The following is a 17,576-nucleotide window of genomic DNA, read 5'->3' as shown; positions in this document are numbered from 1 at the left end:
ACCTCCCCGTTACCGCTCGGTAGGTCCGAAGGTAACGGGGAAGGCCCGAGGGCGGCTAGAGCGGTTGGATCCAGCCCTCCAGCGAGGCCATGAACCCGTCGAAGTCGTCGCGGTGGATGGTGTGTCCGGCGCCGGCCACGGACCGCACCTCGAAGCCGCGCTCCTCGAGCAGTACGGCCCGCTCCGGGGAGATGAGGAAGCTCGGGTCGGCGAGCTGGACGAGCGAGGGGACCGCCGGCGCCGCCGGGAGCAGGTCCGTACCGAACAGCGAGGTCAGGCTCAGTGCCGTCCCCTCGTCCCACAGGGCCAGGGTCTCCAGCTCGATGTCGACGTCCGCCTCGTCCCAGCGCGGGTTCATCGCCCGGATCTGTTCCTTGGGCGCGGACTTGAACTGCGCGAACACCTCCGGCCCCATCCCCTCGACCGGGGCGGCCAGGTGCCAGGCCGGGTCGGAGAACACCGCCCGCTGGGGCCTGAGCCGGTCCACGGCCAGCGAGAGGGTCAGCCCGCCCAGCGAGTGCCCGATGGCGAGGTCGGCGCCGGCCGGCAGGGTCTCGACCACGTCCCGCGCGAACAGCTCGGGGCGGTACTCGCCCCGCCCGCTGGCGCCGTGGCCCCGCAGGTCCACGGCGATGACGCGGTAGCCGCGCTCGGCGAGTGCGGGCCCCACGCGGCGCCAGGTCCGGTGGTCGGCCATCATGCCGTGGATCAGGAGCGCGACGCGGTCGCCCTCGCCCCAGGTGTGGGTGTGCAGTTGCACGGTGATGCCTTTCTCGGATGTCTCGGAAGTCGCTGATGTCTCGGAGGACTCTGATGTCCCGGGGCCCCGGAGTCCCGGAGGTTCCCGGAAGCTCAGCGGACGCTGCGGATCGGCTTCACGGCCAGTGCGCCCGCCACCGCCAGCACCGCCGCGACGACGAACAGCGCGGTGTAGCCGCCGCTCAACGAGACGATCACCGAGGCGATGAACGGTGCGACGATCTGCGGCCCCGCGTTAGCGATGTTCAGCACGCCCATGTCGCGGGCCGCGTCCTCCGCCTTCGGGAGCACCATCGTCACGAGCGCCGTGTCCACGGCCATGTACGAGCCGAACGCGAGCCCGTTGACGGCCGCGAAGGCCAGCATCGCGCTCCAGCTGTCCGACACGGCCGGGATCACGAGCGCGACGGCGGACAGCAGGGCGGAGGCGCCGACGAAGAGCTTGCGGCGGTCGAGCCGGTCGGAGAGGTACCCGCCGAGGACCGTGGAGACGACCATCGCGACGCTGGTCAGCGGCATCAGCACCGCCACCGCCGCCTCCGGCTTCATGCCGTCGGGCAGCACGGTGTGGTCCTGGAGGATGTACAGCTGGTACCCGCTGACCGCGAAGTACCCGAGGACGAGCAGCGCCCGCCCGACGAAGGCCCAGCGGAAGTCGTGGTCGCGCAGGGCGCCGGTGAAGGCGGCCAGCTGCTCCTTGACCGGCAGCGGGGCGCGCGCCGGGAGCCGCTCCTCGCGGCTGCAGGCAGTGAACAGGACCGCGGCGCCCGCCACGATCGCGCCGAAGACGAGGTACCCGGTGCGGTAGTCCTGCGAGAACGCGGCGCCGATCAGCGCGCCGACGGTGGAGCCGAAGGGCAGGCCGAGGCCGACGGCTGCGGAGGCCTTGCCGCGCGCGGACATCGGTACCCGGTCGGGGACCACGGAGGTGATGGCGGCCTGGTAGACGTTCATGACGGCCTGGCCGAGGCACCAGGCGATCGTGATCAGCAGGATCGTGTCGGCGGCGCCGAGCAGGAACATCGCCGGTACGGCTGCGATCCCGCCGCCCAGGATCCAGGGATTGCGCCGTCCGCTGCGGTCGGACAGGGCGCCGGCCACCGGGTTGAAGATCGTGGCGAAGACCGCCGAGACCCCCGCGATCAGGCCGAAGTTGGAGACCTTGTTCGCCGGGTCGACGTCCTCGACCTGGAGGGCGAGCAGGACGCCGGCGACGCCGATGTACAGGGAGTACATCGCGCTGTTCCCGACCAGTAGCAACGGGAACAGACCGCGTCCCGGAGCGCGCCGGGCGCCGGTGGCGTCGGGTGCGGCGGACGCGTCGTCGGGGGTGGCTCCGGCGGTGCCGGTGCCGGAGGAGGAAAGGGCCACGGTGCCCTCCTGGGCGGGTTCTTCGTGCGGATGAGGGTGGGGTGAAGCTGAGGTGAGAGGTGTGGATGGGGCAGTCGGGAAGTGTGGGGAAGCGGTGCGCAGAGGGGTGCGGGGAGGGTGCGCGCCGCCCTGCCGTGACGGCGGGGGTGCGTCGGAACACGACAGGACGGCGGCACGGCGGGGACACGGGCGGACACGTGCTGCGCGGACCCGGGGAAGAGGATGTGAGGCCCGGGTTACACGTGTCAATGAATCGTGTAACCACTGTGTAGCATCCGATTCCGGCCATCCGCTAGCCCTCGGGCGCAATCGGTCTGGAAAGATGCCACGGCAATGTCACAGTCATCGAAACCGCCGCAGTCGGCCCCCGTGCCGACCAGCGCCGACGTGGCCCGTCTCGCCGGCGTGTCGCGCGCGACCGTCAGCTACGTCCTCAACAACGCGGAAGCCGTGCGGATCAGCGAGCCGACCCGCCGCAAGGTCCGCCGGGCCGCCGAGGAGCTCGGCTACGTACCGCACGCCGCCGCCCGCAGCCTGCGCGCCGGGCACACCCGCATCGTGCTGCTGCCCACCTCGCACGTGCCGATCGGACCGCTCTACAGCGCCTTCCTCAACGAGCTCCAGTGGTCGCTGCGCCGCCTCGACTACACCGTGGTCCAGTACGGCAGCCTCGGCCTCAGCGGCGACGAGGCGGCCCGCGCCTGGGCCGAGCTGCGGCCGGTCGCGGTGATCTCGCTCGGCGAGATCACCCTGTCGGCGCACAACGTGGCCACGCTGAAGCGGGCCGGGGCCCGCGCGGTGATAACGATGGGCCCGGTCGGGGTCCCCGGGGCCCACGCGCTGGTCCTGGACCAGAGCGAGGTCGGCACCCGGGCCGCCACGCACCTCGTCGAGCGGGGCCATCGGCGGATCGGCGTGGTCGTTCCGGAGGAGGAGGGGATGGAGCTCTTCTCCACCCCCCGGCTGGAGGGCGCCCGTTCCGTCGCGGGCGCCGTGATCGAACCGCTGCCGATGGCCTACACGGAGGAGTCGGCCGCCGCGCTGGCGGCCCGCTGGCCCTCCCTCGGCCTGGACGCGGTGTTCGCGTACAACGACGAGTACGCGATGCTGCTGATGCGCGCCCTGCTGGACGAGGGGCTGCGGGTCCCCGAGGACGTCGCGGTCATCGGCGCGGACGACCTGCTCATCGGCAGGCTGCTGCGGCCCCGGCTGAGCACGGTGCAGATCGAGCTGCCGACCGGGGACCACCTGGCCGAGCTGGTGGACCGGGCGGTGCGCGAGCCGGGCGAGATCACGCGGCGGCACGACCTGATCTCCGCCGTGGCCATCCGGCGGGAGTCGACCTGACGGCAGGCGCGTGACGACGGGCGCGCGACCACGGGCCGTGGTGACCGTGCCGTGTCGGCCGGCCCGTGACGGCCGTGCCGTGACGACGAGCGCGTGACGTCGCACTCGTGTCGGCCGTGCCGTGACGTCGGGCCCGGGTCGGCCGTGCCGGGCCGGACGGCCCGTGGTGGCGGTCCCGGGACCGGGGCTCCGGAGCGGCCGGTCGTTGGCCGGCAGCGGGCCGTTGACAGCCGGTGACCTGCGGACGGAGACTGCGGGCGCGCCCCACCGGGCGCGCCCGGCGCCGCACCGGGTGCCGACCCCGGCACCACCCCGGCGCCGCCCGTACGGATCCGCCCAGGAGAGCCCCGATGAGCATCCGCACCGCCCGCGACGGACGCGGTGTCCGCGACGTCTACGTCGTCGACGCCGTCCGCACCCCGATCGGCAAGTTCGGCGGAGCCTACGCCGGGGTCCGCCCGGACGACCTCGCCGCGCACGTCGTCCGCGCGCTGGTGGACCGTACGCCCGACCTCGACCCCGCCCGCATCGACGACGTCGTCTTCGGTGACGCCAACGGCGCGGGCGAGGACAACCGGGACGTGGCCCGGATGGCCGTCCTGCTCGCGGGGCTCCCGGTGTCCGTCCCCGGGGTCACCGTCAACCGGCTCTGCGGTTCGGGCCTCGAAGCGGTGATCCAGGCCGCCCGGGCCATCGCCCTGGGCGACGCCTCCGTCGCCATCGCGGGCGGCGTGGAGTCGATGAGCCGCGCCCCCTGGGTGGTGCAGAAGCCCGAGCGCCCCTTCCCGGCCGGCCACCAGCAGATGTGGTCCACCACCCTCGGCTGGCGGATGACCAACCCGCGCATGCCCGCTGAGTGGACGGGCTCCCTCGGCGAGGGCGCCGAACTCATCGCGGAGAAGCACGGCATCACCCGCGAGGCCCAGGACCTCTTCGCCCTGGAGAGCCACCGCAAGGCCGCGGCCGCCTGGGCCGCCGGGCAGTACGGGGACGAGGTGGTCGCGTACCCCGGAGTGGACCTCGTACGTGACGAATGCATCCGGGAGGGCTCCACGCCCGAGTCGCTGGCCCGCCTGAAGCCCGCCTTCCGGACGGACGGCACGGGCACGGTCACGGCCGCCAACGCCTCCCCGCTCAACGACGGCGCCGCGGCGCTGCTGCTGACCGACGAGGAGGGGCTGGCCGCCACCGGCCGGGAGCCGCTCGCCCGGATCAGTGCCTCCGCGGTCACGGGCATCGAGCCGCAGCTCTTCGGCCTGGGCCCGGTCGACGCCGTGCGGCGCGCGCTCGCCAAGGCCGGCCGGAGCCTGGCCGATCTGACCACACTCGAACTCAACGAGGCTTTCGCGGCCCAGGCGTTGGGCTGCGTCGCGGCCTGGCCGGAGCTGGACCCGGCCGTGCTCAACCCGCGCGGTGGCGCCATCGCGATCGGTCACCCGCTGGGCGCCTCCGGGGCCCGGCTGGCCGGTTCGGTGGCGCACCAGCTGGCCGCGGCCGGCTCGGGCACGGGCATGGCCACGCTGTGCATCGGGGTCGGGCAGGGCATCGCGCTCGTCCTGGAGCGCTGAGCCGGGGCCGGAACTCCCTTACGCCGCCCCGCCGTCGATCGTTTCAGGTCACGGTGGGGCGTCAACTGCCCAATAACTGAACAGATGTGGTGCCTCCGGTCTGGCACGATGGCGCGTGCTGCCGCCCCCCGCCCCGCCCATCCCCACCGGAGGCCCCGCGCCATGCCGCTCCTCGATCCGACGCTCTGGCAGGACGGACCGACCCTCACCGGGGGCTCCGCCCCCGTCGTCGAACCCGCCACCGGCCGCACCCTGGCCACCCTCGCCCTGGCCGCGCCCGCCGATGTCGCCGAGTCCGCCCTGCGGGCCCGGGCCGCCCAGGAGGACTGGGGGCGGGCCGGCCACATGGAGCGGGCCGCCGTCCTGCGCCGCGCCGGAGACCTGTTCGCCGCCCATGCCGGGGAGCTGCGGGACTGGCTGGTGAGGGAGTCGGGCTCCATACCCGGCAAGGCCGACTTCGAGCTGCACGTCGCCGCCCAGGAGTGCTACGAGGCCGCCGCGCTGGCCTCGCGCCCGGCCGGGCAGGTGCTGCCGAGCGAGGCGCCGCGGCTCTCCTTCACCCGCCGGGTCCCGGCCGGGGTGGTGGGCGTGGTGGCCCCGTTCAACGCACCGCTGATCCTGTCGATCCGCTCGGTCGCCCCGGCGCTCGCCCTCGGCAACGCGGTGCTGCTCAAGCCGGACCCGCGGACCGCCGTGAGCGGGGGCCTCGCGCTCGCCGCCGTCTTCGCGGCCGCCGGACTGCCGGACGGACTGCTGCAGGTGCTGCCCGGGGGCGCCGGAACCGGGGCGGCAGTGGTCGCGGACCCCCTGGTCCGGGTGGTGTCGTTCACCGGGTCCACGGCCGCCGGGCGGCTGGTCGGGGAGCTGGCGGGTCGTCATCTCAAGCGGGCGCACCTGGAGCTGGGCGGGAACTCGGCCCTCGTCGTGCTGAAGGACGCCGATGTCGAGGCCGCCGTCGCGCAGGCCTCCTGGGGCTCCTTCTTCCACCAGGGGCAGATCTGCATGACCGCAGGCCGGCACCTGGTGCACGCCTCGCTGTACGACGAGTACGTCGAGCGGCTCGCCGTGCGGGCCGAGGCGCTGGCGGTGGGGGACCCGTACCGCGAGCGGGTGCACCTGGGGCCGCTGATCGACCGCGGCCAGCTGGAGCGGGTCCACGCCCTGGTCGAGGCCAGCGCGGAGCAGGGGGCCAAGCTCGTCGCCGGCGGCACGTACGAGGACCTCTTCTACCGGCCCACCGTGCTGGCGGGCGTCGCCGACGACACCCCCGCCTACGCGCAGGAGGTCTTCGGCCCGGTGGCGCCCGTACGCTCCTTCGCGACGGAGGAGGAGGCGGTGGCCCTGGCCGCCGCCGGTCCGTACGGCCTCTCCCTCGGGATCGTGACGCGCGACGCGGCGCGGGGGCTGGAGCTGGCCGCACGGATCCCGACCGGGATCGCGCACGTCAACGACCAGACCGTGAACGACGAGGCCGTGGCCCCCTTCGGCGGGGTCGGCGCCTCCGGCACCGGGGCCCGGTTCGGGGGCGAGGCGAACCTGGACGCGTTCACGGAGCTGCGCTGGACGACGGTCCGCTCGGCTCCGGCGGGGCACCCCTTCTGAGACGGCGCGTGCGCGCGGGCCGCGGGTGTGGTGCGGCGGTCCGCCGCCCCGCCCGCCCCGCGCGTCGCGGCGGAATGCGCGGGGCGAGCCGATCGTTCAAGGTGCATACAAGGCAATCAGGAGGTCTGGAACCGTGGCTACTGTCGAGCTCACCAAGGAGAACTTCGACCGGACGGTCAGCGAGAACCCGTTCGTGCTGATCGATTTCTGGGCGGGCTGGTGCCGGCCCTGCCTCCAGTTCGCCCCGGTCTACGAGAAGGCCTCCGAGGCCAATCCGGACCTGGTCTTCGCCAAGGTGGACACGGAGGCGCAGCAGGAGCTGGCCGCCGCCTTCCAGATCAGCTCGATCCCGACGCTGATGATCGTCCGGGACCAGGTGGCGATCTTCGCGCAGCCCGGCGCGCTGCCGGAAGCCGCGCTGACCGACCTGATCGGTCAGGCGCGGTCGCTCGACATGGAAGAGGTGCGGGCGAAGATCGCCGCGTCGCAGCAGGACGGCCAGGCGGGTACCGCGGAGGCCTGAGCCGCCCCGCCGCCCCGTCCCCCGCCGCCCCGCCGACCCGCGGGCCGCGCCGCCGCGCGTCTGCCGCGCGGCCCACGGTCCGCACGTAAGGTGACAGGGAACAAGAGCCCCTGGAACCACGGATGGTGACTGTGTCGGAAGCGGTGGAGTACGACGTCGTGGTGCTCGGCGGGGGACCGGCCGGCGAGAACATCGTGGACCGGACCCGCGCCGCCGGGCTGAGCACGGCCCTGGTGGAGGCCGAGCTCGTCGGCGGCGAATGCTCGTACTGGGCCTGCGTCCCGAGCAAGTCGCTGCTGCGCCCCGCGCTGGCCAGGGCCGACGCCCGCCGGGTACCCGGACTCGCGGGCGCCGTGGAGGGGCCGCTCGACACGGCGGCCGTGTTCGCGCACCGCGACTACTGGACGTCCAGCTGGAAGGACGACGGCCAGGTCGACTGGATCGAGTCGACCGGCGCCCACCTCTACCGGGGTCACGGCCGCCTCTACGGCGTGCGCAAGGTCGCCGTCACCAGCCCCGAGGGCGAGCACCACGTGCTCGCCGCCCGGCACGCCGTCGTCGTCGCCACCGGCACCCGCGCCGTGATTCCGGACGTGCCCGGGCTCGCCGGTGCGCGGCCGTGGACGAGCCGCGAGGCCACCTCCGCCGGGCAGGTGCCGGGCCGGCTGCTGATCGTCGGCGGCTCCGTGGTGGCCGTGGAGATGGCCACCGCCTGGCAAGCCCTCGGCTCGCAGGTCACCGTCCTCGTACGCGGCTCCGGGCTGCTGCCGCGGATGGAGCCCTTCGCCGGGGAACTGGTCGCCGAGGCGCTGCGCGAGGCCGGCGCGGTGGTCCGTACGGACGTCTCGGTAGAGGCGGTCGTACGGGACGGCTCGACCGGGCCGGTCCAGGTCGTACTGGAGGGCGGCGAGATCCTGGAGGGGGACGAGCTGCTGATGGCGACCGGCCGCTCCCCGCACACCGAGGACATCGGGCTGGAGACCGTCGGGCTGACGCCCGGGGGCTGGATCCCTGTCGACGAGAGCTGCCGGGTCGAGGGCCACGACTGGCTGTACGCCGTCGGCGATGTGAACCACCGTGCGCTCCTGACCCACCAGGGCAAGTACCAGGCCCGGATCGCCGGGGCCGCCATCGCCGCCCGCGTGGCGGGCGCCCCCGTGCTCGACACCGGCCGCTGGGGCGCGCACGCCGCGACCGCCGATACGCAGGCCCTGCCGCAGGCGGTGTTCACCGACCCGGAGGCGGCCGCGGTGGGCCTCACCCTCGCGGAGGCCGAGCGGGCGGGCCACCGGGTCCGCGCCGTCGACTACGACCTCGGCAAGGTCTCGGGAGCCGGCCTGTACGCCGACGGGTACCGGGGCCGGGCCCGGATGGTCGTCGACCTGGACCGGGAGGTGCTCCTCGGGGCCACCTTCGTCGGCCCGGGTGCGGCCGAGCTGCTGCACGCCGCGACGATCGCGGTCGCGGGGGAGGTGCCGATCGCGCGGCTGTGGCACGCGGTCCCGGCGTTCCCGACGATCAGCGAGGTCTGGCTCAGGCTGCTGGAGACGTACCGGGGATAGCGGAGGCACCGGCCAGGGCGGAGTCCACGGCTTCGGCCCGCCGGTAGCTGCCGCCGTCGCGGGTACGGGTCAGCAGGCCCGAGGTGATCAGGTGGCGGCGCAGCGCCGAGCAGTCCTCGTGCACCGTGCGCAGCGCGTCGTTCACCTCGGGCTCCGTGTACGTCCGGCCCTCCTCGAAGAGGGTCTCGGTGAGGTGGGCGAGCAGCTGCGCGCGGCGGGCGGCCTTGCGCGGGACGGCGATGAGCCGCCCGCCGGAGAAGAGGTCGGCGACGTGGCGCTCTTTCTGTGACATGACAGCGACCCTCTCCGACATCCCGCACGTCCGGCAACGGATTTATGCCGTCGACCGGGGATCGGCGCCAACTCCCCCGAAAAGTGACGGTCGTTCATCTTACTGAGTGGTAGACCCGCCAGTACCCTCCCCCGTGACCGCTTCCTGCCCCACGGAGGAGCACACATGCGACGTCCCACCGCTCGCCTGAGAACCGCCGTCGCCGCCGGGGTGATCGCCCTCGGCGCGGCCCTGCTCTCCCCGCTCGCGTCCGCGGTCGCCGCGCCGTCCGCCGACCCCGTCCCGCTGCCGATCGCCGACTACTGCGGCGGCCAGTGCGCGGACATCCTGCCGCCCGGCCAGAACGGCAACGCGACCCTCGCCCAGATCCTCCTGCACAAGGCGTTCGGCACCATGCCCGCCCACGCCTCCGACCAACTGGCCCGCTACGACTCGCTGGTGGCCGGCTACCCCGGGCTGACCGACGCCAAGGTCAACGACTTCTTCAACGACGCGTCGTTCGGGGTCCCCGCCGGCCAGGTCGAGTCGACCGCCAGCCCGCGCTCCGACGTCACCATCACCCGCGACAAGAAGACCGGCGTCCCCCACATCAAGGGCACCACCCGCTACGGGACCTCCTTCGGCGCGGGCTTCGCCGCCGCCCAGGACCGGCTCTGGCAGATGGACCTCTTCCGCCACGTCGGCCGCGGCGACCTGACCCCCTTCGCCGGCGGCGCCCTCGCCAACCAGGGCCTGGAGCAGCAGTTCTGGCCGCAGGCCCCGTACACGGAGGCCGACCTCCAGGCCCAGGTGGACCGGATCCGCACCACCGAGGGGGACCGCGGCCGGCTCGCGATGGAGGACGCGCAGGCGTACGTCGACGGGATCAACGCCTACCGCGTCCAGTCCAAGAACGGCCGCTACTTCCCCGGGGAGTACGTGCTCACCGGCCACATCGACTCGATCACCAACGCCGGCGAGATCCAGCCGTTCAAGATCACCGACCTGATCGCCCTCGCCTCCGTCGTCGGCGGGCTGTTCGGCGGCGGAGGAGGCGGCGAGGTGCAGGCCGCGCTCTCCCTGCTCTCCGCACAGCAGAAGTACGGCCTGGAGGAGGGCACCCGGGTCTGGGAGTCCTTCCGTGAGCGCGACGACCCCGAGGCCGTGCTCACCGTCCACGACGGCACGAGCTTCCCGTACGCGCAGAAGCCCGCGAACCCGCGGGGCACCGCGCTGCCGGACCCCGGCTCGGTCACCGCCGAGCAGCTCGTGTACGACCGTACGGGAGCGGCGGCCACGGCGGCCGCCGCCGATCCGCCCAGGCCCGTCAAGCAGAGCATGTCCAACGCCCTGCTCGTCTCGGGGGCGAAGACCGCGAGCGGCCACCCCGTCGCCGTCTTCGGCCCGCAGACCGGCTACCTCGCACCCCAGCTCCTCATGCTCCAGGAGATCCAGGGCCCCGGAATCAGCGCCCGCGGCGCCTCCTTCGCCGGCGTGAGCATGTACGTCCAGCTCGGCCGCGGCCAGGACTACGCCTGGAGCGCCACCTCCGCCGGACAGGACATCACCGACACCTTCGCGCTCGAACTGTGCGAGCCGGGCGGCGGGACCCCGACCACCGCGAGCGCCTCCTACCTCTACCGCGGCACCTGCACCCCGATGGAGAAGCTGGAGCGCACCAACGCCTGGAAGTCCTCGGTGGCCGACCCGACGCCGAACGGCTCGTACCGGATGCAGGTCTGGCGGACGAACTACGGCATCGTGACCCACCGCGCCACCATCGGGGGCAAGCCCGTGGCCTACGCCGCGCTGCGCTCCACGTACCGCCACGAGGCCGACTCGATCATCGGCTTCCAGATGCTCAACGACCCCTCGTACGTGACGGACGCCCGTACGTTCCAGCAGGCCGCCCAGCACATCGGCTACGCCTTCAACTGGTTCTACGCCGACGCGCGCGAAGCGGCTTACTACAACAGCGGGTTGAACCCGGTCCGGCCCGCCGGGGTCGACGCCGCGCTGCCGATCGCGGGCCGGCAGAGCTACGAGTGGCAGGGCTTCGACCCGGCGGCCAACACCGCCGCCTACACCCCGCCCGCCGAGCACCCGCAGTCCATCGGCCAGGACTACTACATCAGTTGGAACAACAAGCAGGCCAAGGAGTACGGCGCGGCGGGCTTCGGCATGGGCTCCGTGCACCGCGGCGACCTCCTCGACCGGCGGGTCGCACCGATCGTCGCCGCGGGCGGGGTCACCCGCGCGAAGCTCACCCAGGCCATGGCGGACGCGGCCGTCACCGACCTGCGGGCCGAGAACCTGCTGCCCGAGCTGCTGGCGGTGCTGCGCAGCCAGCCGGTCACCGATCCGGCGGTGGCCGCCGCCGTCGACAAGCTGGCGGCGTGGCAGGCGGCGGGAACGGAGCGGAAGGAGACCGCGCAGGGCTCGAAGGCGTACGCGCACGCCGACGCCGTCCGGATCATGGACGCCTGGTGGCCGCTGCTGATCGAGGCCGAGTTCGAGCCGGGCCTCGGCGCCCCGCTCTACGACGCCCTGCGGGCCTCCCTGACCGTCGACGAGGCGCCCAACGCGGGCCACGGGCCCACCGGTTCGCATGCCGGGTCGGCGTTCCAGTACGGGTGGTGGAGCTACGCGGACAAGGACCTGCGGACGGTGCTCGGGCGTCCGGTGGCCGGTCCGCTGGCCAAGGCGTACTGCGGCGGCGGCTCGCTACCCGCGTGCCGGGACGCGATGGCGGCCACGCTCAAGCAGGCGGCCGCCGCCACCCCGGCGTCCGTCTACCCGGCCGACGGGACCTGCGCGGCCGGCAACCAGTGGTGCGCGGACTCGATCGTGCAGCGTCCGGTGGGCGGGCTGAGCCACCCGCAGATCAGCTGGCAGAACCGGCCGACGTACCAGCAGGTGGTGGAGTTCCCGGCGCACCGCTGAGGATCCGGCCGCAGGCGCGACAGGGCCCGCCGGCCCCGGAGCGATCCGGGGCCGGCGGGCCTCCTCGGCCGCGGCCCCTTTCGCAGGGGGCCGCGGCAGCCCGTCAGGGGCCGACGGTGATCTGCTGCGCCGGGTCGGTCGTGTCGGTGACCTTGTACACGGCGTTGAAGACGGACGAGGTCGCGCTGGTCGGGCAGCCGAACCCGCCGGTGACCGTGACCGGCACGGAGGCGTTGGTGAAGGTCAGGCTCGGCGGGGCGCCGTTCGCCCAGGTCCCGGCGACGTTCGCCGGGGCGGTCGGGGCGGCGGTGACCGTACAGGTGGCCAGGCCGGACGTCTGCACGACGAGCCCGCCGACCGGGACGGTCATGGTGGCGGTGATCGGGGAGCCGTTCTGCATCGACACCGACCAGGCACCGCTGGTGGTGACGGTCGGGGTCACTCCCCAGACGCTGGAGGTGCAGGAGCTGTACGTCGGCGGGGAGATCGGCGAGGAGACGGGACCGGAGGCGTTCTGGTTCCCGGGCGCGGCCGGGACCGTGCCGGTGGAGACGGAGACCGTACAGGTCACCGTCACCGAACCGGCCTTGAGGGTGGCCTTGCCGCTGAGGGTGGCCGTGAACGAGTGCCCGGCCGGGGTGACGGTGGTCGATCCGGCCAGCGGCGCGGGGGCGGCGGTGGCGGTGACCGAGGCCACCGACAGCGCTCCGGCGGCGGCCAACCCGAGGGCGAGCGCGGTACGCGTGCGGCTCATGGCTGTGCTCCTTGGGGATCGGGGTGCGCGGTGGTGCCGGTTGGGGTGGTTCCCGTGGGGGTGGGGGACTGCGGCTCGGGGGAGGGGCGCCGGGCGGTGGCGTTCGGTTGCCAGGCGAACATCAGCCCGCCGCCGAGGATCCCGAGCAGGGTGCCGATCAGGAATCCGCCGAGGTTCGACATGACCAGCGCGGCGGTGGCGATGAGCGTGGTGAGGACACCCGCGAGGCTGCGCTGCGCGGGCGAGAACCAGGCGGTGAGGCCGAGCACGATCATGACGATGCCCATCAGGACCGACGGGATGCCCGCGATGCCCTGCTGGAGCATCACCTTCAGCGGTGCGAGCGGCAGGGCGCAGATCTCCGCCCCGGCGAGGACGGCGAAGAACCCTCCCCAGAACGGCCTGCCCCGACGCCACCGACGCCACCGCCGCCAGAGGCTCAGAAGCATTCCTTCTTGCCCTTGCTGATGTTCATGCTGAGCCCGGAGAGCTTGAACGTGCCCGCGTTCGTGGCCCAGGCCGTCTGCTGCAGATCGGTGATGCTGACGGTGTCCGCCTGCTGGGCGAACAGGTCCTGCATGCCCACGGCTTCCGCCGGCCCCTTGTCGAGGGTGGAGGCGTCGCGGCCGATCTCGATGTTGCTGAACACGGCGTCGCCGGAGAGCTGGGTGGCGTCGACGAACAGGTTGCTGGCCTCGACGGGGGCCTTCTTGCCCGCGGTGAGGTTGAGCGAGATGTCGCCGACGACCGGGAGCGTGGTCACCACCGACTGGCAGAGGCTGTGGAGCTTGGCCTCCTTGATGGCGGTGACCGCCACCGGGATGAGCTCCTCGCGGGCGTTGACGTCGATGCTGCCGTACTGGGCGAAGCCCTCGCCCTCCAGGCTCGACGCCGACACCTTGAACTGCTGGCCCGACACGGCGAAGGAGGCGGCGAGCGCGCCCTGGGCGAGGGCGATGCCCAGGCCCGCGGTCACGGCGATGGCGGGGACGGTCAGGACGGCGAAGCGGCGCCAGCGGACGCGGCCGCCTCCCGCGTCCTGGCTGCCGCCGTCTCTGCCGGGCGGGGCGGAGGAATCCGATAAGTTGGGGGAATCTGCCATGAGATCGTCCCTTATTTCGGCTGTGCACCGTTGTTACCGACGAGTTGAATGTAAGAGTGCCAATGGGGGTTGGCAAGGTTGTTCGACCGTGCCTTTTCGGCCGACTCCTACCGGTCGGTCACCGCTTCCGGCGCTGCCTCAGGCGTCCTTGCGGATCAGTTCGGCGACCTCCGCCTCCACCCGCCGGGCCATCGCCCGGGCGAACTCCGAAGCCACGACCTCGCCCGCCACGGGACGCAGCGCCGCCACCGCGTCCGAGATGTGATCCAGTTGGGTGGCCGAAAGTCGCTCCAGTCCGTCCGGTCCGATCACATGCCGCCGGAACAGTCCGACGAACCGGTCGGCGAGCGCGGCCGCCTGCGTCTGTACGAAGTCCCCCGCGTCGAGGATCTCCGCGAGCGGCACGCCCTGGCGCACGAGCGCGAGCGTGGCCTCCATCAGCCGCCGGCTCCGGTGCGTGACCCGGTCGCCTTCGATCCGTACGTACCCCAGCTCCGCGGCCCGCCGGGTGTCCTCGGCCGTCCCCGCCGGGCCGAACAGCTCGCGCAGCTCGGCCAGGGTCATGGTGACCGGCTCCTCGTGGATCCAGTCACGGGTCATCGCCCGCTCCAGGCCCAGGAGTTGGGACAGCCCGCCGCCCGCCTCCCAGGCGTGCAGCAGCTCGGCGATCCCGTTGACGGTGTACCCGCGCCCGAGGAGATCGCTGATCAGGCGCAGCCGGGTCAGGTGGTCCGCGGAGTACCAGGCGATGCGGCCCTCGCGGCGCGGCGGCGGGAGCAGTCCGCGCTCCTGGTAGTAGCGCAGGTTGCGCACCTTGACGCCGGCCGCGCGGGCCAGGTCCTCCCGGCGGTAGCGCGCGCCGTCGGGGCCGGCATCCGTACGGTTTCGCGCGCTGCCGTCCGTACCGTCGTCTTCTCGTGCCTGGCTGCTCACGCGGCCGAGTGTAGGACGAACGGGGGGAGCTACCGGTGGGTGTACCGGCAGGTCACATGGGGCGCGGCCGCTCCTCCCGCTTGACCGCCCGCAGCACCACGAACTTCGGTTCGCTCGCCGCGACTTCGCTGTTGCCGAAGAGGCGGCGCAGGTGGGTGTGGTAGCCCATGTGGCGGTTGGCGACCACCCACAGCTCACCGCCCGGGCGCAACACCTTGCGCGACTGGGCGAACATGCGCAGCGCCGTCGCGTCCGTCGTCGCCTGGTGGGAGTGGAACGGCGGGTTGCACAGCACCAGGTCGACCGAGCCCGGGTCCAGCATGGCCACGCCGTCGCCGACGAGGAAGTCGGCCCGCTCGCGCTCGTGCTGGACGTTGGCGCGGAAGGTGGCCTTCGCCGAGGCGACGGCCTGGTACGACTCGTCGGTGAACACGATCTCGGCCCGTGGGTCCGCGACCGCGACCGCCGTGCCGACGATGCCGTTGCCGCAGCCCAGGTCCACGACCCGGGCGCCGTTCGTGTTGTTCGGGATGCTCTGGAGGAAGAAGCGGGTGCCGACGTCGAGCCGGTCGGCGCAGAAGATCCCGGCGTGGTTGACGGCGGTCAGGCCGGCGCCCGAGCCCGCGTCCTCGTCCAGCGTGTACGTCACCGGCCACGGGTCGACGGCGCGCGTCGAGGTGGCGCTCGGCGTGCAGAAGATCAGCCGGGCCTTCTTCTCGGCGAGCGAGGTCTTCGTCGGGCCGAGGATCTTCTCGAAGAGCTTCAGCGTGGAGGTGTGGATCTCCTTGACCATGCCCGTGCCCACGATGACCGTGCCGGCGTGCACGTGCGGCGCCAGCCGGTACAGCTGGTCCTCCAGCAGCGCCAGGCTCTTCGGCACCCGTACGAGGAGTACGTCGATCCGCTCGGGCGGTGCGTCCTGCGTGGTCAGCAGCCGCACCGTGGACTTCGCGGTGCCGATCCCGGCGCGGTCCAGGTTCCCTGCGGTGCCGGCCCGGGCGAGGTAGGAGTCGGTGATCTGCGTCGGGTGGTACGCGGCCAGGGCCGTCGTGAGCGCCCCCCAGCGGTCCCCGAGGATCGTGATCTGCCCGGCGCCGGCCAGGTCCACCGGGCCGTGTTCCCCCGTACCGGAGTCGAGGTGGCGCAGCAGGTACTCGTCGGCGGCGTCCCATGCGCGGAGCTGGTCGCGCGGGTCTTCGGGGAAGCGGGTGAGCTCGTAGGAGCCGAAAGGCGTGGTCAGACGGTTCATCGTGACCCCAGGCTAACCGAGGCGGCGGCCCGGCTCCGCACCACTCGCTCAGCGCTCGGGGAACTCGCCCGCCATGGCGGCGGCCATCCGCAGGTGGGGGCGGGCTTCGTCGGCCCGGCCCTGGCGCTCCAGCGTCCGGCCGAGCATCAGCTGGGCGTAGTCCTCCACCGGCCAGCGCTCGAGGATGGCGCGGAGCTCGCGCTCGGCGCGGGAGAGCTGGGCGGAGTGGTAGTAGGCGCGGGCCAGCAGCAGCCGGGGGGTGAGCTGGTCAGGGGTTTCGTCCGCCAGCGCGTGCAGGATGGCCGCGGCCGTCGTGTACTCCTTCGCGTCGAAGAAGAGCCGGGCGCGCTCCCAGCGGTCGGCCGCCGTGCCGTGCTCGAAGTACGTCGTCGGCGTGTTCGCCGCAGTGTTCGTCGGCGAGTCCATCGGCGAGTCCATCGGCGAGTTCATCGGGATCCCTTCCGCCGTTCAGGTGGCGTCTTTGCCTGACCGTCCGACTGCCCCAACACGTGGCGGCGGTCGGACATTCCACCGAACGCGGCACGGGCGGCGGTACTAAGTTGTGCGGTATGAGCAATCTCGATCGCCAGCCCGCTCTCTCCGCCTGCGGCGGCCGCGGCTTCGTCGTGGCCGAACCCGTGCGCGAGCTCCTCAGTCCGCGCACGGTCAAGCTCGGGGAATCCACCGAGGTCCGCCGACTCCTGCCGAACCTGGGCCGCCGCATGGTGGGCGCCTGGTGCTTCGTCGACCACTACGGCCCGGACGACATCGCGGGCGAGCCCGGCATGCAGGTCGCCCCGCACCCGCACTCCGGGCTCCAGACGGTGAGCTGGCTGCACGACGGCGAGGTGCTGCACCGGGACAGCGTGGGCAGTCTCGAGACGATCCGCCCGCGGGAGCTCGGTCTGATGACCTCCGGCCGCGGGATCAGCCACTCGGAGGAGAGCCCGCGCTCGCACGGCCGCATCCTGCACGGCGCCCAGCTGTGGGTGGCCCTCCCGGACGCCCACCGGAGTGTGGAGCCCCATTTCCAGCACCACGCGGAGCTCCCGCAGGTGACCGCCCCGGGCCTGACCGCCACGGTCATCCTGGGCACCCTGGACGGCGCGACCTCGCCCGGCACCGCGTACACCCCGATCGTGGGCGCGGACCTCGCACTGGCGGCGGGCACGGAAACCCGCCTCCCTCTGGACCCCGACTTCGAGTACGCGGTGCTGTCGATGTCGGGCGAGGCCCACGTGGACGGCGTCCCGGTCCTCCCCGGCTCGATGCTCTACCTGGGCTGCGGCCGCACGGAGCTCCCCGTCCGCGCGGCCTCGGACGCCGGCCTGATGCTCCTGGGCGGCGAGCCGTTCGAGGAGGAGATCGTGATGTTCTGGAACTGGATCGGCCGCTCCCACGAGGATATCGCACAGGCCCGCGAGGACTGGATGAATGGGACACGCTTCGGCGAGGTAAAGGGCTACGGCGGCCCTCCACTTCCGGCCCCCTCTCTTCCCCCGACGCACCTGAAGCCACGAGGTCGCGTCCGCTGACCTGCGGTTATTCGGAATCCCGACTCCTTAGGCGGTTTGGCGTATACGCCTCCGCTT

General features: G+C 73.0%; 16 protein-coding genes. 7 read left to right on the top strand and 9 right to left on the bottom strand.

Annotated elements, in window-relative coordinates:
* Positions 1 to 55: 55 nt before the first annotated feature.
* Both K7B10_RS08185 and K7B10_RS08180 read right to left on the bottom strand, forming a co-directional pair.
* Positions 56 to 760, bottom strand: a complete 705-nt coding sequence (locus K7B10_RS08185; RefSeq protein WP_229335311.1) for an alpha/beta fold hydrolase — start codon at positions 758 to 760, stop codon at positions 56 to 58.
* Between the two features lie 92 nt (positions 761 to 852).
* Positions 853 to 2,130: an MFS transporter gene (locus tag K7B10_RS08180; protein ID WP_229335309.1), complete on the bottom strand. Its 1,278-nt coding sequence runs from the start codon at positions 2,128 to 2,130 to the stop codon at positions 853 to 855.
* A gap of 333 nt (positions 2,131 to 2,463) precedes the next feature.
* Between K7B10_RS08180 and K7B10_RS08175 the strand changes: the two genes are divergently transcribed.
* The 5 genes from K7B10_RS08175 to K7B10_RS08155 all read left to right on the top strand — a co-directional run bounded on the left by K7B10_RS08175 (position 2,464) and on the right by K7B10_RS08155 (position 8,732).
* Positions 2,464 to 3,477, top strand: a complete 1,014-nt coding sequence (locus K7B10_RS08175) for a LacI family DNA-binding transcriptional regulator (protein WP_229335308.1) — start codon at positions 2,464 to 2,466, stop codon at positions 3,475 to 3,477.
* A 350-nt stretch (positions 3,478 to 3,827) separates the two neighbouring features.
* Positions 3,828 to 5,045: a thiolase family protein gene (locus tag K7B10_RS08170; RefSeq protein ID WP_229335307.1), complete on the top strand. Its 1,218-nt coding sequence runs from the start codon at positions 3,828 to 3,830 to the stop codon at positions 5,043 to 5,045.
* Between the two features lie 162 nt (positions 5,046 to 5,207).
* Positions 5,208 to 6,647 carry an aldehyde dehydrogenase family protein gene (locus K7B10_RS08165; RefSeq protein WP_229335306.1) on the top strand — a complete coding sequence of 480 codons (1,440 nt, stop codon included), beginning with the start codon at positions 5,208 to 5,210 and terminating at the stop codon, positions 6,645 to 6,647.
* Between the two features lie 133 nt (positions 6,648 to 6,780).
* The gene (locus K7B10_RS08160; protein ID WP_229335305.1) at positions 6,781 to 7,170 is read left to right on the top strand and encodes a thioredoxin family protein; all 390 of its coding nucleotides are present in this window, start codon (positions 6,781 to 6,783) and stop codon (positions 7,168 to 7,170) included.
* Between the two features lie 122 nt (positions 7,171 to 7,292).
* A complete protein-coding gene (locus tag K7B10_RS08155) occupies positions 7,293 to 8,732 on the top strand; it encodes a dihydrolipoyl dehydrogenase family protein (RefSeq protein ID WP_229335302.1) in 1,440 nt (479 codons plus the stop codon).
* Here K7B10_RS08155 and K7B10_RS08150 read toward each other — a convergent pair.
* A complete protein-coding gene (locus tag K7B10_RS08150; protein ID WP_229335300.1) occupies positions 8,704 to 9,024 on the bottom strand; it encodes a DUF2087 domain-containing protein in 321 nt (106 codons plus the stop codon). The two genes, K7B10_RS08155 and K7B10_RS08150, sit on opposite strands and share 29 nt — an antisense overlap.
* A 165-nt stretch (positions 9,025 to 9,189) precedes the next feature.
* On the opposite strand from K7B10_RS08150, the gene K7B10_RS08145 reads away from it, so the two are divergent.
* The gene (locus tag K7B10_RS08145) at positions 9,190 to 11,946 is read left to right on the top strand and encodes a penicillin acylase family protein (protein ID WP_229335298.1); all 2,757 of its coding nucleotides are present in this window, start codon (positions 9,190 to 9,192) and stop codon (positions 11,944 to 11,946) included.
* A gap of 103 nt (positions 11,947 to 12,049) precedes the next feature.
* Here K7B10_RS08145 and K7B10_RS08140 read toward each other — a convergent pair whose 3' ends face one another.
* The 6 genes from K7B10_RS08140 to K7B10_RS08115 all read right to left on the bottom strand — a co-directional run bounded on the left by K7B10_RS08140 (position 12,050) and on the right by K7B10_RS08115 (position 16,410).
* The gene (locus K7B10_RS08140; RefSeq protein ID WP_229335296.1) at positions 12,050 to 12,700 is read right to left on the bottom strand and encodes a hypothetical protein; all 651 of its coding nucleotides are present in this window, start codon (positions 12,698 to 12,700) and stop codon (positions 12,050 to 12,052) included.
* On the bottom strand, positions 12,697 to 13,149 hold the full coding sequence (locus K7B10_RS08135; RefSeq protein WP_229335294.1) for a DUF6114 domain-containing protein: 453 nt from the start codon (positions 13,147 to 13,149) through the stop codon (positions 12,697 to 12,699). Before K7B10_RS08135 ends, K7B10_RS08140 begins: the two co-directional genes overlap by 4 nt.
* A complete protein-coding gene (locus tag K7B10_RS08130; RefSeq protein WP_372481385.1) occupies positions 13,140 to 13,802 on the bottom strand; it encodes a DUF6230 family protein in 663 nt (220 codons plus the stop codon). The genes K7B10_RS08135 and K7B10_RS08130 overlap by 10 nt, the downstream gene beginning before the upstream one ends.
* A gap of 138 nt (positions 13,803 to 13,940) precedes the next feature.
* Positions 13,941 to 14,735 carry a MerR family transcriptional regulator gene (locus tag K7B10_RS08125; RefSeq protein ID WP_229335292.1) on the bottom strand — a complete coding sequence of 265 codons (795 nt, stop codon included), beginning with the start codon at positions 14,733 to 14,735 and terminating at the stop codon, positions 13,941 to 13,943.
* 52 nt (positions 14,736 to 14,787) lie between these two features.
* Positions 14,788 to 15,975, bottom strand: a complete 1,188-nt coding sequence (locus K7B10_RS08120) for a methyltransferase (RefSeq protein ID WP_229344845.1) — start codon at positions 15,973 to 15,975, stop codon at positions 14,788 to 14,790.
* Between the two features lie 57 nt (positions 15,976 to 16,032).
* Positions 16,033 to 16,410, bottom strand: a complete 378-nt coding sequence (locus tag K7B10_RS08115; RefSeq protein ID WP_229344844.1) for a tetratricopeptide repeat protein — start codon at positions 16,408 to 16,410, stop codon at positions 16,033 to 16,035.
* 143 nt (positions 16,411 to 16,553) lie between these two features.
* Between K7B10_RS08115 and K7B10_RS08110 the strand changes: the two genes are divergently transcribed.
* The gene (locus K7B10_RS08110) at positions 16,554 to 17,519 is read left to right on the top strand and encodes a pirin family protein (protein WP_229335291.1); all 966 of its coding nucleotides are present in this window, start codon (positions 16,554 to 16,556) and stop codon (positions 17,517 to 17,519) included.
* Positions 17,520 to 17,576 lie beyond the last annotated feature (57 nt).

Origin of the sequence: Streptomyces flavotricini (assembly GCF_020639365.1) — a bacterium.
Taxonomy (GTDB): domain Bacteria; phylum Actinomycetota; class Actinomycetes; order Streptomycetales; family Streptomycetaceae; genus Streptomyces; species Streptomyces flavotricini.
This window is presented reverse-complemented; position numbering and strand designations above follow the sequence as displayed.

Excerpts from the sequence above, each read along its gene's own strand:
- K7B10_RS08155 (WP_229335302.1), top strand. The coding sequence starts at position 7,293 with ATGGTGACTGTGTCGGAAGCGGTGGAGTACGACGTCGTGGTGCTCGGC.
- K7B10_RS08110 (WP_229335291.1), top strand. The coding sequence starts at position 16,554 with ATGAGCAATCTCGATCGCCAGCCCGCTCTCTCCGCCTGCGGCGGCCGC.
- K7B10_RS08115 (WP_229344844.1), bottom strand. The coding sequence starts at position 16,410 with ATGGACTCGCCGACGAACACTGCGGCGAACACGCCGACGACGTACTTC.
- K7B10_RS08150 (WP_229335300.1), bottom strand. The coding sequence starts at position 9,024 with ATGTCACAGAAAGAGCGCCACGTCGCCGACCTCTTCTCCGGCGGGCGG.
- K7B10_RS08175 (WP_229335308.1), top strand. The coding sequence starts at position 2,464 with ATGTCACAGTCATCGAAACCGCCGCAGTCGGCCCCCGTGCCGACCAGC.
- K7B10_RS08130 (WP_372481385.1), bottom strand. The coding sequence starts at position 13,802 with ATGGCAGATTCCCCCAACTTATCGGATTCCTCCGCCCCGCCCGGCAGA.
- K7B10_RS08165 (WP_229335306.1), top strand. The coding sequence starts at position 5,208 with ATGCCGCTCCTCGATCCGACGCTCTGGCAGGACGGACCGACCCTCACC.
- K7B10_RS08140 (WP_229335296.1), bottom strand. The coding sequence starts at position 12,700 with ATGAGCCGCACGCGTACCGCGCTCGCCCTCGGGTTGGCCGCCGCCGGA.
- K7B10_RS08145 (WP_229335298.1), top strand. The coding sequence starts at position 9,190 with ATGCGACGTCCCACCGCTCGCCTGAGAACCGCCGTCGCCGCCGGGGTG.
- K7B10_RS08170 (WP_229335307.1), top strand. The coding sequence starts at position 3,828 with ATGAGCATCCGCACCGCCCGCGACGGACGCGGTGTCCGCGACGTCTAC.
- K7B10_RS08135 (WP_229335294.1), bottom strand. The coding sequence starts at position 13,149 with ATGCTTCTGAGCCTCTGGCGGCGGTGGCGTCGGTGGCGTCGGGGCAGG.